Below are 13,867 nucleotides of genomic sequence, written 5' to 3'. Positions count from 1 at the left end.
ACTGACTCGATAGCCCGCCCAAGCTATAGGCTTGTGCTCATGATCGACGTCAAAGACTTGAACGAGAACCCGGAAAAGTACCGTGCTAGCCAACGTGCGCGCGGTGACAAGGAATCTATGGTGGATGCGATCATCTCCGCCGACCAATCTCGTAAAAGCGCTATCACCTCGTTCGAAGCACTGCGGGCCGAGCAAAATGCCTTTGGCAAGAGAGTGGCCGCGGCCAAAGGCGAGGAAAAACAGGAATTGCTGGCCCAGGTTAAGGATCTCGCCGCGCGAGTGAAAGCGTCCTCGGCGGCGGCGGATCTGGCTCAGGGCGAACAAGACGAGTTGGTGCGGGCGTTTCCCAACCTGATTATCGACGGCGTGCCCACCGGTGACGAAGACGACTTTGCGCTGGTTAAGACAGTCGGAGAGCCTCGCGATTTTGCCGCGGCTGGCTTTGCGCCGCGCGACCATCTAGAAATCGGCGAGCTTATTGGTGGCATCGATATGGAGCGCGGAGCAAAAGTTTCAGGCGCACGCTTTAGCTTCTTGAAGGGCCCGGTTGCTCGGCTGGAGATCGCGCTGATGAATATGGCGCTAGATCAGGCGACTAGCTACGGCTTCATTCCGATGATTACCCCGACTTTGGTTCGACCGGAAACAATGGCTGGCACCGGATTTGATGTCAAGCATGATGATGAAATTTACCGGCTGGAAAAGGACGACCTTTACCTTGTTGGAACCTCCGAAGTTGCGCTTGCGGGTTATCACAGCGACGAGATTATTGATCTGAGCAAAGGCCCAATTCGCTACGCCGGTTGGTCCTCCTGCTACCGTCGCGAGGCTGGATCGGCTGGAAAAGACACCCGCGGGATTATTAGGGTGCACCAATTCAACAAACTTGAGATGTTCGCTTACATCCCCTTGGAAGAAGCTGAAGCGGAGCACGCGCGAATGCTTGCTTGGGAAGAGGAAATGCTGGGCAAACTGGAGGTGCCGTATCGGGTAATTGACACTGCTGCTGGCGATTTGGGTTTGTCTGCAGCGCGCAAGTTCGACTGTGAGGCGTGGGTGCCCAGCCAAGGTCAGTACCGGGAGCTCACCTCAACATCCAACTGCACTGGGTTCCAAGCGCGCAGGCTCAATATTCGCGAGCGTATTCCCGGCGAAGATGCCAAAGGCACCCGAGCAGTGGCTACGCTCAACGGTACTTTGGCTACGACGCGCTGGATTATGGCGATTCTGGAGAACCACCAGAACGCTGACGGTACCGTGACCGTCCCGGAAAAGCTTCGTCCTTACCTGGGCGGACTGGCGACCATCGAGCTGGTCTAAGGATTTTCTGCAACAGGGTTCACCACTTTCTGTGGCTGTTTGAGTAATTTTCTACCTTTTTGGGTTGTACCTGAGGCAGAGGACGTCTAAAAGTGGTGAACCCGGTGTGTAAAAGTGTCGAAGGTTAACACTCACACTGGGGATGAAGCTGTGAATATTCACCTCTAGTTCACGGTCGCTGTGCCCTGAGTCCTAGGAGCACGCCCGTCGATCTGTTTCACTGGGATTATGGAAACTATGACTGAATATTCAGCCTCTGGCATCGAAGACCGGAGAAAAACTGATCAAAAACTCGTCGCCTTGGACGTTGACGGCACGCTGGTAGACCACGATGGCGCTATGACGGATGAGGTTCGCGATGCGGCGCGCGCCGTCGTCGACGCCGGCCATCAGGTAATTATCGCCACGGGACGTTCGCTCGGAGCCACGTTGCCGGTGATTGAGAAAATTGGCCTGCAAACCGGCTATGGCGTCTGCAGCAACGGTGGCGTCACCATCAAACTAAACCCCGAGCTGCCCTCAGGTTTTGAAGTGGTCCGCAGGGAGACATTTTCGCCTCGAACAGCTCTGACCGCTTTGCGGGGCATCCTGCCAGCTGCACTGTTTGCGGTCGAAATTGCTGACGGCGAGTTCCTTTCCACCAGCAGCTTTCAAGACGCGAGCTTTGGCATCCAGGCGCGGAGCGTTGATTTCGAGGAGCTTCTCGATGCAGAAGCCGTGCGGGTAGTGGTGCATAGCAAAGACCTGCCACTGGCGGATTTTGAGGCAGCTGTGCAAGGTATTGGTCTGCCCGGCGTCGACTACGCAGTTGGTTGGTCGTCTTGGCTCGACATTGCCGCCGCAGGTGTAACAAAGGCGTCCGCGCTAGAAAAGCTCCGAGCAGATCTTGCTTTGGGCAGGGAAGCGACTGTCGCCGTCGGGGACGGGTTCAACGACGTCGAAATGCTTCGTTGGGCGCACCGAGGCGTTGCCATGGGGCAAGCACCGCAAGGTGTTCAGGAAGCGGCGACCGAAATCACCGGCACTGTGTATGACGACGGCGCGGCCCAGGTATTGCGCAGCCTGCTCTAAATTCTCCCAGCCAGATTCGCTTAAACCTGAACGGGCACGCACACCCAATCGATGCACTTTGCGGGCAGGAACCTTCCTACCCGCAAAGTGCAAATTAGACGTGCGTGCCCGTTCAGCGTGCGCTAGTGACCTTCGGTCTCGGCGAAGCGCTTGATCGAAGCTTCAAGCTCTGCCTCGGCAGCTGCCTTGTCCGCCCAGCCTTCAGCCTTGACCCACTTACCCGGCTCCAAGTCTTTGTAATGCGTGAAGAAGTGCTCGATCTCCTTGACCAAGAATTCTTCGACGTCGGACAGCTCTTGAATGTGCGCGTAACGCGGATCGTCAAGTACGCAGAGAACTTTGGCGTCTCCGCCGTCGTCGTCGGTCATGTTGAAGACCGCAATCGGGCGTGCTTCCAAGACCACGCCGGGGTGCAGGTCGTATTCCTGCAGCAAAACGAGTGCATCCAACGGGTCGCCGTCTTCGCCAAGCGTGTTGTCAAAGAAGCCGTAATGCGTGGGGTACTGCATTGCCGTGAACAGAATCCGGTCCAGGCGCACTCGGCCGGTCTCATGGTCCACTTCATACTTGACTCGTGAGCCGCGGGGGATCTCGATTGTCACATCATGCTTCATTTGCGCTCCTTCTGAGGATTCGAAAAATGCCATGGGAACCTTCGGCTCCGTCTATTATGAGGATATAGGCGTATAAGCCGCACCAAAGAATTGAATTGACCTTCTGCGCGACTTAGCTAGAGGGCCTGAAGTAAGGACAGTTGATGCGCCGAACGGCCCGCATCCTGCAAACCGGGTTGTTGACATTGGCACTCGCTGCGCTTTCAATCCCCGTTGTGGTCAACGCGATCCCAGCTTTTTTACCGCCAGCAGAGGCTCAACTCGCTAACCTGCCTGCCTTGCAACAGCCGCCGTCCGCGCTCAGCCAAGTAACTCTTGCCGGATCGCTTAAGCCAGATGCTGCCAAGGTGGATGCCGCAAAGTTGGGCCCGTTACTGGATTCAATTTTGGTGTCGGATCAAGGGAATTTCACCGCCCAAGTGCTGGATGCGGCCAGCGGAGCGGTGCTTTTTGATCGTAAATCAGAGGCGCCGTCGATTCCTGCTTCCAACTTGAAGCTACTAACTGCCGCCGCCGTGTTGAAAAATCTTGGCGCAGACTCACGTTTGGAAACCAAGGTTTTTCGCGGTACCGAGCCGGGCACGATTGTGCTCCGCGCCGGTGGCGATTCGCTTTTGGCTGCCGGTGAATCCGTAGCTGGCGCGGTCAACGGCCATGCCGGATTAGCCACGCTTGCGCAGCGAGTAGTTGCCGCGCTCGCTGGTTCCGCCGGCCCAGCTCCGCTACGCGTAATAATTGATGACTCGATCTTCACCGGTCCAGCACTCAACCCGGCGTGGGATCCAGGCGATGTTGCCGTGGGCGAGATTGCACCGATTTTTCCGCTTGCCGTCAATTCGGCCCGTGCTGACGTTAAATCAGTCGCTGGCCGGCCAAAAGACTCAGCTTTTGCCTCCGCACAAGCTTTTGCCGCCGCCTTGAGCCAAGCTGGCCTGCCCGCCAGCGTGGATTCTGTTCGAGCCGCCGGGGCAGATTTGACGCTCAATGACACGACCAAGAATGTCTTAGCCTCGGTACAGTCAGCGACAATCGCCGAGCAAGTCGGTTACATGTTGCAAAATTCGGACAATTTCGTTGCCGAAGTGCTGGCTCGGATGAGCGCAATCTCGCAGCAAAAATCTGGCAGCTCCGACGACTCAATTGCCGTGACCGAATCAACCGTCAAGGGGCTGGGCCTGGCCACCGAGGGGCTGAAAATCTTTGACAATTGTGGTCTGGCACCCGCTGATCGGGTCAGTGCGGCACTTCTGGGCCAAGTAATGCGTCTCATGACTCAGGGCCCTGACGCGAATGTTCGACGCGCGGTGGACGGCTTGCCGATCGCAGGCTTGAGCGGGACTTTGGAAAACCGATATGGAACCGCGGCAACTTCAAATGCAGCAGGTCTCATTAGGGCGAAAACCGGCACACTCAACACCGTGATGACGTTGACTGGCTACGTGGTCGATCTGGATGGGCGGTTATTGATCTTCTCTTTGATGGCCAACGACTTCAATGCTGGTAGTGCAGCCGCGCAACCACTTTTAGACAAGGCGGCTGCCGTGCTAGCCGGTTGTGGCTGCCGTTGAAATTCAGCCGATAGCGGCAGGACGGTCTGGACGGAAGTATCTGTGATGTGATGGTTCCGTGAACGCTTTGCAGAAACAGAATCTGATCAACTGGGAGCTTGCAGCGTCGACGGCGGCAAGACTCTCCCCAGCAGGACCCACCCTGAGTAGCAGCGAAATCGGCGCTGCCGTCGCAGATCTGCGCCGAATGGCGGACAAATCAGTGCCGCATGTTCATCAGATCACCGGCTTGGATGCCGCCGCAGATCTGCGGGATTCGCAAGTGCTGATCGTAGACAGGGCGTCTTGGGCTAAAGCCAATACCCAGAGCTTCTCCGTGATGCTGGCTTCCACGCTGGCCAGGCTTGAAGAAAAAGCAAGTACCGAAAAAGTGTTGAAGCCTGCTGCTCGTGCGGTCAGTGGCACCGTGACCGGCGCGCAATTGGGTGGAATTCTGGCGTTTCTCTCCTCAAAGGTGCTGGGGCAATACGATCCCTTCGCCGCGATGGCTGCCGGCTCAACAGCACCCAGGGCTGGGCGGCTGTTATTAGTGGCACCAAACATTATTTCGATCGAGCGCGAGCTGGGCGTTGACCCCAGCGACTTCCGGCTTTGGGTCTGCCTGCATGAACAAACACATCGGGTGCAATTTGCTGCTGCGCCGTGGCTTCGAGACCACATGCTCTCTGAAGTAGACAAGCTAAGCGGCCTATTATTGGGAAACATCGACACGCTGGGTGGGCGCCTGGGTTCCGCGGTGCGCGGTTCCGGCAGCAGCGAACCGCAAAAGTCCGGGGGGCTGCTGGGGCTTCTGCAGGACCCGCAAGAGAAGGCTGCGTTATCGCATCTGACCGCGGTCATGAGCTTGCTTGAAGGGCACGCAAACGTCGTAATGGATGCAGTTGATGCGTCAATCGTGCCTACCGTGAAAACCATTCGGCAGCGCTTCAATGCGCGTGGCAAAGACCGCGGTGCAGTGGAGAAGTTCATTCGCAACTTGCTTGGCTTGGATGCAAAGATGCGCCAGTACAGCGACGGTGCGCGATTTGTCCGTGCCGTCGTTGCCGAGGTTGGCATGTCTGGATTCAACGCGGTCTGGGAGTCAGTGGAAAACCTTCCCACTGAGACTGAGATCCACGAGCCCGCCTTATGGGTGCAGCGGATGGGTATCTGATTCGTGTCATCCTCTGAATCAATCGGTCCGGTCTCGGCTCGACCGGATTTCGCTGGCCCGCGCCGTCGACTCAAACCAGTGGTGGGTAAGGCGCGCAAGATCCTTCGCGAGGCATTGCCGGAGTTGGAGGCAACGGACTTAGTGCTGGTGGCTTGCAGCGGTGGGCCAGATTCGCTCGCGCTCGCGGCGGTTGCCGCATTTTTCAACAATCGGAAGTCGTTCCGTGTCGGTGCCATCATCGTCGATCACGGCCTGCAAGACGGCAGCGCAGCGGTGGCACAGCAGACTGCTGCGAAGCTGCGAGCGTTCGGCTTGGCGCCAGTAGAGATCCGAACGGTCGACGTCGTCGCTGGCCCGGGCGGGCCGGAAGACTCCGCGCGGGTGGCGCGTTACGGTGCCCTGGAGGCGGCCGCCGTCGAACACGGTGCTGTGGCAGTATTGCTCGGTCACACCCTGGATGACCAGGCCGAACAAGTAATGCTTGGCCTGGCCCGCGGTTCCGGAACACGATCGCTCAGCGGCATGCCCGCCCGGCGTGAATTTCCCGGTGGCGTGCACCTGCGCCCGTTCTTGCCGCTAAGCCGCGAAGAGACCGAGGCAATCTGCGCCGTCGAATCGCTAGAGCCTTGGCGCGATCCCAGTAATTCTGATCCGGGCTTTACTCGCTCGCGAATCCGGCACGATGTTTTGCCGTATCTCGAAGTTGAGCTTGGCCCCGGAATTGCGGAGTCGTTTTACCGCTCAGCTTCGATCCTGGCCCAAGACGCAGACTTCCTGGATCAGCTCGCGCAAGCGGAGTTTGACCGGATTGCTGAGCTCGCGCCCGAGCAGGTACTGCTCTCCGAAGCGGAGCTCAACCAGTTAGCACCCGCGTTGCGGCACCGAGTCTTAGCGCTCGCCGTCGTGCACTTAGGTGGAACCCAGCCCAGCTTTGAAAGGTTGCGAGCTGCGGAGGCGTTATTGCGGCGGCATGGCTCGGCTGGGCCTGTTCAACTTGCGGGCAAAGTCAGCGCCTATCGGCAGGCGCGAAACTCCGGCCCAAGCTATGGGAAACTAGTACTGAAACGACCTTCTCAGCCAAACCAAGCCAATTAGGTTCTAACCCAGTCAGGAGCATCGGGTGGATTCAAGCGACGTCGAAGCAGATCTCAAGCACGTTCTCTACACCAAGGAGCAAATCCAAAGTCGAGTCATTGAGCTCGCCGCTCAGGTCGACGCAGATTATGCGGGACGGGATGTATTGCTGGTTGGTGTGCTCAAGGGCGCGGTGATGATCATGGCCGATCTTGCGCGGGCGCTACATAGCCATGTCACGATGGATTGGATGGCTGTTTCTTCCTATGGCTCAGGCACTCAGTCTTCCGGTGTGGTGCGAATTCTGAAGGATCTGGAAACCGATCTGATGGGCAAGCATGTGCTCATCGTCGAGGACATCATCGACTCAGGTTTGACACTGTCTTGGCTACGCGCCAATTTGATTTCACGCGGCCCGGCTTCGGTGGAAATTTGCACGTTGCTGCGTAAGCCTGCGGCGGCCAAGGTGGAAATTGACGTGAAATACGTCGGCTATGACATTCCCAACGAATTCGTGGTCGGCTACGGTCTAGATTTTGCTGAGAAGTACCGCAACCTCGACTTCGTGGGCACCTTGGCCCCGCACGTTTACGAGTAAAATTTTCCGCTGGTTCCGGTCAGTTCATTCGGGATTGATGGCAGATTTCCGGTGTTTAGCACGGCACCACTCGCGAGATCTACTGCGTGAATTTTTTGCTGGCTAGGTTCGGTGACATAAGCGGTCGCGCCGTCGACAAATAGCGCCGGGCGCGTCTCTTGCCACGCTTCGGGTTCAGTCCAAGCTGGAATGACTGGAATCTTATTGCGGACGCTGCCGGATTCCGGGTCAATGACGTGCAGAGACCCGTCCGTGCCAAGAACCAGAGCTTCACCTGCCGGGCCGCGACCCAAGGAGTGGAACGAGTAGCTGGCGCCAAGATCGACGTGTTTTAGCGTCGCAGTTCGGGTGTCAATCAGGCTGATTTTGCTAGGCCGCTCCAGTTTCGCGGTTTTGTCGACTTTGTAATCGCCCAGCACTACCGGTGACTTGTCTGAGCCGGCTTGGTTGCCAATCCGGCCGTACGCATCGGGAGCCTGCACCTTGTGGATTTTTCCGTCCTGATAAACCAAGGCACCATCCGTGCAGCCGACGACGACGGCCTCGCCCTGCGCAACCGCCTCACCATGTGTGCCGGGGCAGTTTGCCGCGTGCGCGATTTCCTTCGCGCCGTCGCCGATTTTGTCCAGAACGGTGATGCCTACTCGATCCTTACCGTTGCTGCGGGTGGTCAGTAGGTTCCCATTTTTCAGCGCGACGGCGACGCCGTGGTGCGGTTCTGGGGTGCGGTGTTTCTCAGTTTTTGGCTCCTCTTTGCCGCCTAATTCAGCGGGGTCGAAAACTGTCACTTCGCCAGTTCCATCAGCAAAAAGCGCCGTTTTGCCGTGAGTCACTACGTGGCCGGGATGGTCGGCAGGGAACACTGTGCCGGTTAGCTTTGGCGGCATCGTATAGAAGTGTGAGTGATCACCGTGCGGGAATTCCCAACTTCCGGCGTCGAACGCTTCAAAGCCCTTTTCGGTGGAGATCAAAACGTGCCGCCCATCTCCGGCCGGGTTGACGCGAATGAACCCGTCTAAGGAGAGGGGATCGCCTACTGGTTTGAGGGTTTTGGCATCGAGGGTAAGCAAGCCTTGCGAGGTGGTAAGTAGCAGGCGCGCCGTGGGACCCGCCTGCTCTTTCGCATTTTCTGGTTTGGCGTGGTTATGCTCGCCCGCGGTGATTGTTGGTGCGGAACTTTGTGCTGGCTGGCCGGTCCCACAACCGGTCAACGCGATCAGCGCTGCAGCAGCTAGCGCAGCTGGGACAAGGGTTCGAGGTGGTTACATGCCATCAAGTCTAAACTTAAATGAGAATCATTTGCATCTAAGGTTGCTCCGGGCTAGCTCTTTGCCATCGATATTGGACGGAGCCGCTGAAATTTGTGCGGCTCCGTCCAATATCGATGGCAAAATTGCGGTAACCGAGCATCACGCCGGCTCAAGACCGGCGTCGAGTAGGCATTTACGCAACCGTGGCCTACTGATCGCCTCGGCCCAAGTCCACCGCACGACTTTGAGGCCCATTGAGCGGAGCGCATCTTCGCGTCGTTTCTCGGCAAAGACCCGATCGCCGGGGCTTTGCCCGCCTGACCAGTCTTGCCGCAAGTACTTTTCTTTACCATCAAATTCACCGACCAAACCGGCTTCTTTCCAATAAAAATCTGGTCGAAACCGGCGTCCTGACGCCGTCGTGAAAACGTTTTGTAGCGTTGGCGGCGGAAAACGTTCAAGGTGCATTTGTGCCCTGCTGATCGACTCGCCAAGCGATTCGGCGAGCGGCGAGGAGAACTCGATGACGAACTGGGCCCGCTTTCGCGAGGCCGCGGTGGGCAATGATTCGGCGAGAGAGATGAGTTCGGCCACGGACACGGGAAATCCCCGTGGCAAAGACTCCGTCCAAGCCGACCAATTGTCAACAGGTTTGGACCAGGTAGGACGTCGAGCGGCGTCCATAATTCCCACGCTTTCGATAAACGGCAATTCGAGGCTTAGTTCAATTGCTGTCCGGGCCTTATCGGTCAGCTGATAACCGGACAGTTTGCTGATGTTTCCGGTGAGCGCTGCGTAATGAGTTTGGACGCCGTTGCGCGATCGACCGCGCCTCGGTGCGTTACTCAGAATATGGAGTTCATGGGGAATGTTCAGCAGCGGAAGTCCCCAAAGCATTGCCGCTGAGAAGCCGCAGAACTCTGGTTCAGACTTGACGAATCTTGCCAAGGCATCTGCTTTGAGCCCGTATTTTTGCTGCTCGGATAACAATTCCCACTGTTCCTTCAACACGTAGGCGCCGTGTCGAATTCGAACTAGGTGCCCACGCTTGGCAAGGAATGCCAGCCGCGTTGGGTCCCGGCCAGTCCTGGTTTGATCAGCGGCGTAAATGATGGTGGGTCTGTCCATGTTCCGAGTTTCACATCAGCGGAATCGGTCCGGGAAGCGTTAGCACCCAATGTGGATAACTCGGCCAAAGTTCCGGCTAGAACCCACCGATATTGGACGGAGCCGCTGAAATTTGTGCGGCTCCGTCCAATATCGGTGGCAAAATTACTGGAGTGCCGTTCTGCTCTGAGGGAACATTCGGGCTCTGAATGGAACTTCGGGGACTCGTTGTGCGTGAATGACTGCGGACGGTGTATAGCTAAGTAGGGTTCAAACTCGAAGGCGCCGAAGAACGTAGCAGGAAGGACGGGGCTAGTCCCCGGGGTACATGGATATCAAGAAACTCCTTAAGGGTCCGATTGTCTGGATAATCATTGTGGTGGTTTTGGGGGCCATTGGGTTCTCGCTGCTCAACGCTGGCGGCTCGTCGCGCGTGGATACCTCAGACGGTATGTTGTTGATCAAGGACTCTAAAGTCCAGTCTGCGAAGGTCTACGCCGAAGGGCGAGTAGACCTGATGCTCAAGGACGACTTCAACAAGGACAATAAAAACCTTGGCAAGAGTGTTCAGTTCTACGTTGTTGATGCTCGCGAAAAGGACGTCATCGCTGCGCTGAACGATGCAAAGGTCTCGAACTTCGATGACCAACCCGTTCAGAACAACTTCTTCGTGGGCTTCCTGCAGCTCATCGTGCCGATTCTGATCCTTGGTGTGATCTTCTGGTTCTTGCTTTCCCGGATGCAGGGTGGCGGCTCCAAGGTCATGCAGTTTGGTAAGTCCAAAGCGAAGCTTGTCTCCAAAGACAATCCGCAGGTCACCTTCAACGACGTCGCCGGTGCGGACGAGGCCGTTGAAGAGCTCCACGAGATCAAAGAATTCTTGCAGGAACCGCAAAAGTTCCAAGCTGTTGGCGCCAAAATTCCCAAGGGCGTGCTTTTGTACGGCCCGCCAGGAACAGGTAAGACGCTGCTTGCCCGCGCAGTCGCTGGTGAGGCTGGAGTGCCGTTCTACTCTATTTCCGGCTCAGACTTCGTCGAGATGTTCGTTGGCGTTGGTGCCAGCCGTGTGCGCGACTTGTTCGAGCAGGCTAAAGCGAACTCACCGGCCATAATCTTCGTTGATGAGATCGACGCCGTCGGGCGTCACCGTGGTGCCGGAATCGGCGGTGGTAACGATGAGCGTGAGCAGACCCTCAACCAGCTCCTGGTTGAAATGGATGGCTTCGATGTCAAAACCAACGTGATCTTGATCGCGGCAACTAACCGCCCCGACGTACTTGATCCGGCTTTGCTTCGACCAGGCCGCTTTGATCGGCAGATTCCTGTGGAGGCTCCGGACCGAATTGGCCGTGAGCAAATCTTGCATGTACATGCTAAAGGTAAGCCGATGGCTCCTGGCATTGATCTCAACGCAGTCGCCAAAAAGACTCCGGGCTACACCGGCGCTGATTTAGCTAACGTCTTGAACGAAGCGGCGCTGCTGACCGCGCGCTCGAACGCTCAGCTGATCGACGATCGTGCCCTTGACGAAGCTATTGACCGTGTGATGGCGGGGCCGCAGAAACGCACTCGTTTGATGAAAGAGCGCGAACGGAAAATTACTGCGTACCACGAAGGCGGCCACGCCCTAGTTGCTGCTGCATTACGCTATTCGGCGCCGGTCACCAAGATCACCATTCTGCCCCGAGGCCGCGCTTTGGGTTACACCATGGTGGTTCCCGAGGACGACAAGTACTCAATCACTCGGAACGAGCTTTTGGACCAGATGTCCTACGCAATGGGCGGCCGAGTTGCTGAAGAAATCGTCTTCCACGATCCTTCCACTGGTGCTTCAAATGACATCGAAAAGGCCACCGCAACGGCTCGCTCGATGGTCACCCAATACGGCATGAGCGAACGCGTTGGTGCGGTCAAGCTTGGCTCCGGCAGCAGCGAACCCTTTATGGGGCGCGACGCCGGCCGGGACCGGGATTACTCAGAGGCCGTCGCAGCGATGATCGATGAGGAAGTACGTAAGCTCATCGAAGAAGCTCATGACGAGGCCTATGCGGTTTTGATTGAGAATCGCGATGTCTTGGATCGCCTGGCCTTGGAATTGTTGGAGCGCGAAACGCTCAACCAAGCTGAGATCGCAGAGATTTTCCACGACATTCGCAAGCGCGAGTTGCGTGACGTTTGGCTATCAGCAGATTCTCGTCCAGTGTCGAATATTCCACCGGTGGTTTCAGCTAAGGAGCGTCGCGACGCAATCGAAGCTGGCGAACCGGATCCGGATACTGTGACGCCGCAGGAACAAATCGCTTCCGCAAACCTTTCTGGTCCTTCTGATGCGCCCGGCGGTGCTACCGGTGGAACGCTGGGTAACCCAGGCGGGGGAGCTACTGGCGGTTCTTCGTCCGAGTCCTCGGGTGAAGGTCAAACTCAGGATGGCAAAGGAAGCTAGCCTCCGAAGTCGCTAAACGCGCCGTGCTAGATTGCGGATCGTGAGGCTGGCGCAACGAAGCTCCAGGGATTCCAGATAGGATCACTGTCGTGTGTGATGTCGACGAAGAAGCGCAAGTACCCGCCAAATCGGTTGTGGATTTAGCGCGAATTGAAGCTGCGGTACGAGAGATTTTGATTGCGATTGGTGAAAACCCAGATCGCAGCGGACTCATGGAAACCCCGCAGCGAGTGGCCCGAGCCTACTCGGAAGTCTTTTCCGGACTAAACCAAGACCCGGCAGAAGTTCTTTCACGAACCTTTGACATCTCGCATCAGGAACTTGTGCTGGTCAAAGACATACCGTTTTACTCAACGTGTGAACATCATTTGGTTCCGTTCCACGGCTCAGCGCACGTTGGGTACATCCCGTCAGCCGACGGGAAAGTGACTGGGCTGAGCAAACTTGCCCGTTTGGTTGATGTCTTTGCTAAGCGTCCGCAAGTCCAAGAGCGACTTACGACGCAAATCGTGGATGCACTTGTCGAGCACCTCAAGCCGCGCGGCGCTATTGTCGTCGTCGAGTGTGAGCACATGTGCATGTCGATGCGCGGTGTTCGTAAACCAGGCGCGAAGACCGTTACCTCGGCGGTGTGTGGCATACTGCACGACCCGGCAACTCGCGCCGAAGCCATGAGCTTGATTCTCGGCAAATGACCCAAAACGACAGAAGGTAACTATGGACTCCCTTGCCGCCGCACCAGGAACCGGCCCGGCCACTTCGCCGCTGCCCACCCTTCGGCCACCACGGGCAGCTGCCCGATACGACAAGCTGCCCACCGATCGTGCGGTAATCTTTGGCATTCTCAACGTCACGCCGGATTCGTTTAGTGATGGCGGTTCATACAACTCGCTAGACACAGCGATCGCGCATGGGCTCCGGATGTTTTACGCCGGGGCAGACGTCATCGACATCGGAGGCGAGTCGACTCGACCAGGTGCCGAGGAAGTCGATCCGACTACTGAGCAGGAACGCATCATGCCCGTGGTTGAGGCCATGGTCAAAGCGGGTGCGTTGGTCAGCGTGGATACTCGACATGCTGAGACCGCAGCGAAGGCGCTCGACGCCGGTGCCGCCATTATCAATGACATTTCGGGCATGAGCGTCTCGGCCGAGATGGTCACGTTGGTGGCTGAACGCCAGGTCCCTTACGTGCTGATGCACCGTCGCGGCGATGCTAAGACCATGGACTCGCTAATTCGTTACAACAATCTGATTGACGACTTTTTAGCTGAGCTAAAGGCTGCCCTGGAGAAGCTCTATGCCGCCGGGGTTGCCAAAGAGAACATCATCGTGGACCCGGGCCTGGGCTTCTCCAAGACCGCGGATCAGAATTGGGAACTGTTGGGCAATTTGAGCCGCTTCCACGAGCTAGGGCACCGAGTTTTTGTTGGCACCTCACGGAAGCGCTTTCTTGGCTCCTTATTGACTACCGCCGGCAAAGCCGCTGCACCAGCTGAGCGAGATCAAGCCACGATTGCAACTACCGCACTAGCTGCCGCGCAGGGTGCCTGGGCCGTTCGGGTGCATGACGTAGTGGGCAATCTGCACGCAGCTAAGGTTGCGGCCCGGATCGCCGCCGCAGCTAGCTCGGCCAAAGTATCTCTCGCCGCAGACAGCGGAGTCTGAA

Annotated in this window: 12 protein-coding genes; 9 read left to right on the top strand and 3 right to left on the bottom strand. The window is 57.2% G+C overall.

All coding sequences use genetic code 11. The features are described from left to right. Positions 1–39 precede the first annotated feature (39 nt). Both serS and RSAL33209_RS14170 read left to right on the top strand, forming a co-directional pair. A complete protein-coding gene (serS, locus tag RSAL33209_RS14175) occupies positions 40–1,320 on the top strand; it encodes a serine--tRNA ligase (RefSeq protein ID WP_041684845.1) in 1,281 nt (426 codons plus the stop codon). A gap of 228 nt (positions 1,321–1,548) precedes the next feature. Beyond that, complete coding sequence (locus RSAL33209_RS14170) at positions 1,549–2,391, top strand: HAD family hydrolase (RefSeq protein ID WP_012246583.1); 843 nt, start codon at positions 1,549–1,551, stop codon at positions 2,389–2,391. Positions 2,392–2,513: 122 nt separating this feature from the next. Here RSAL33209_RS14170 and RSAL33209_RS14165 read toward each other — a convergent pair whose 3' ends face one another. After that, on the bottom strand, positions 2,514–3,005 hold the full coding sequence (locus tag RSAL33209_RS14165) for an inorganic diphosphatase (protein ID WP_041685863.1): 492 nt from the start codon (positions 3,003–3,005) through the stop codon (positions 2,514–2,516). A gap of 143 nt (positions 3,006–3,148) precedes the next feature. Here RSAL33209_RS14165 and dacB point away from each other — a divergent pair, with 143 nt between their 5' ends. Genes dacB through hpt form a run of 4 tightly spaced genes read left to right on the top strand, consistent with a single transcriptional unit; the run spans position 3,149 to position 7,398 of the window. Beyond that, complete coding sequence (dacB, locus tag RSAL33209_RS14160) at positions 3,149–4,573, top strand: D-alanyl-D-alanine carboxypeptidase/D-alanyl-D-alanine endopeptidase (RefSeq protein ID WP_041684844.1); 1,425 nt, start codon at positions 3,149–3,151, stop codon at positions 4,571–4,573. A 58-nt stretch (positions 4,574–4,631) separates the two neighbouring features. Continuing rightward, positions 4,632–5,726, top strand: coding sequence for a zinc-dependent metalloprotease (locus tag RSAL33209_RS14155; protein ID WP_012246580.1), 1,095 nt, complete (start codon positions 4,632–4,634; stop codon positions 5,724–5,726). A gap of 3 nt (positions 5,727–5,729) precedes the next feature. Beyond that, complete coding sequence (gene tilS / locus RSAL33209_RS14150) at positions 5,730–6,821, top strand: tRNA lysidine(34) synthetase TilS (RefSeq protein ID WP_012246579.1); 1,092 nt, start codon at positions 5,730–5,732, stop codon at positions 6,819–6,821. A 25-nt stretch (positions 6,822–6,846) separates the two neighbouring features. Continuing rightward, complete coding sequence (gene hpt, locus RSAL33209_RS14145) at positions 6,847–7,398, top strand: hypoxanthine phosphoribosyltransferase (RefSeq protein WP_012246578.1); 552 nt, start codon at positions 6,847–6,849, stop codon at positions 7,396–7,398. Here the strand turns inward: hpt and aztD are convergent. Both aztD and RSAL33209_RS14135 read right to left on the bottom strand, forming a co-directional pair. Further along, positions 7,389–8,609 carry a zinc metallochaperone AztD gene (gene aztD, locus RSAL33209_RS14140; RefSeq protein ID WP_012246577.1) on the bottom strand — a complete coding sequence of 407 codons (1,221 nt, stop codon included), beginning with the start codon at positions 8,607–8,609 and terminating at the stop codon, positions 7,389–7,391. The genes hpt and aztD overlap by 10 nt on opposite strands. Before the next feature lie 198 nt (positions 8,610–8,807). Next, the gene (locus tag RSAL33209_RS14135; RefSeq protein WP_012246576.1) at positions 8,808–9,776 is read right to left on the bottom strand and encodes a PDDEXK family nuclease; all 969 of its coding nucleotides are present in this window, start codon (positions 9,774–9,776) and stop codon (positions 8,808–8,810) included. Between the two features lie 307 nt (positions 9,777–10,083). Here RSAL33209_RS14135 and ftsH point away from each other — a divergent pair, with 307 nt between their 5' ends. The 3 genes from ftsH (at position 10,084) to folP (ending at position 13,866) form a co-directional block, all read left to right on the top strand. Continuing rightward, positions 10,084–12,198, top strand: coding sequence for an ATP-dependent zinc metalloprotease FtsH (gene ftsH, locus RSAL33209_RS14130; protein WP_012246574.1), 2,115 nt, complete (start codon positions 10,084–10,086; stop codon positions 12,196–12,198). 89 nt (positions 12,199–12,287) lie between these two features. Continuing rightward, positions 12,288–12,893, top strand: a complete 606-nt coding sequence (gene folE / locus RSAL33209_RS14125) for a GTP cyclohydrolase I FolE (protein WP_012246573.1) — start codon at positions 12,288–12,290, stop codon at positions 12,891–12,893. A 22-nt stretch (positions 12,894–12,915) separates the two neighbouring features. After that, positions 12,916–13,866: a dihydropteroate synthase gene (gene folP / locus RSAL33209_RS14120; RefSeq protein ID WP_012246572.1), complete on the top strand. Its 951-nt coding sequence runs from the start codon at positions 12,916–12,918 to the stop codon at positions 13,864–13,866. Position 13,867: the final 1 nt, after the last annotated feature.

This window comes from Renibacterium salmoninarum ATCC 33209, assembly GCF_000018885.1.
Taxonomy (GTDB): domain Bacteria; phylum Actinomycetota; class Actinomycetes; order Actinomycetales; family Micrococcaceae; genus Renibacterium; species Renibacterium salmoninarum.
The sequence above is the reverse complement of the archived record's forward strand: the minus strand, read 5'-3'. Positions and strand labels throughout refer to the sequence as shown.

Bases quoted from the DNA above. Each gene is read 5' to 3' on its own strand.
- RSAL33209_RS14170 (WP_012246583.1), top strand. From the start codon at position 1,549: ATGGAAACTATGACTGAATATTCAGCCTCTGGCATCGAAGACCGGAGA.
- ftsH (WP_012246574.1), top strand. From the start codon at position 10,084: ATGGATATCAAGAAACTCCTTAAGGGTCCGATTGTCTGGATAATCATT.
- RSAL33209_RS14165 (WP_041685863.1), bottom strand. From the start codon at position 3,005: ATGAAGCATGATGTGACAATCGAGATCCCCCGCGGCTCACGAGTCAAG.
- serS (WP_041684845.1), top strand. From the start codon at position 40: ATGATCGACGTCAAAGACTTGAACGAGAACCCGGAAAAGTACCGTGCT.
- dacB (WP_041684844.1), top strand. From the start codon at position 3,149: ATGCGCCGAACGGCCCGCATCCTGCAAACCGGGTTGTTGACATTGGCA.
- folP (WP_012246572.1), top strand. From the start codon at position 12,916: ATGGACTCCCTTGCCGCCGCACCAGGAACCGGCCCGGCCACTTCGCCG.
- RSAL33209_RS14135 (WP_012246576.1), bottom strand. From the start codon at position 9,776: ATGGACAGACCCACCATCATTTACGCCGCTGATCAAACCAGGACTGGC.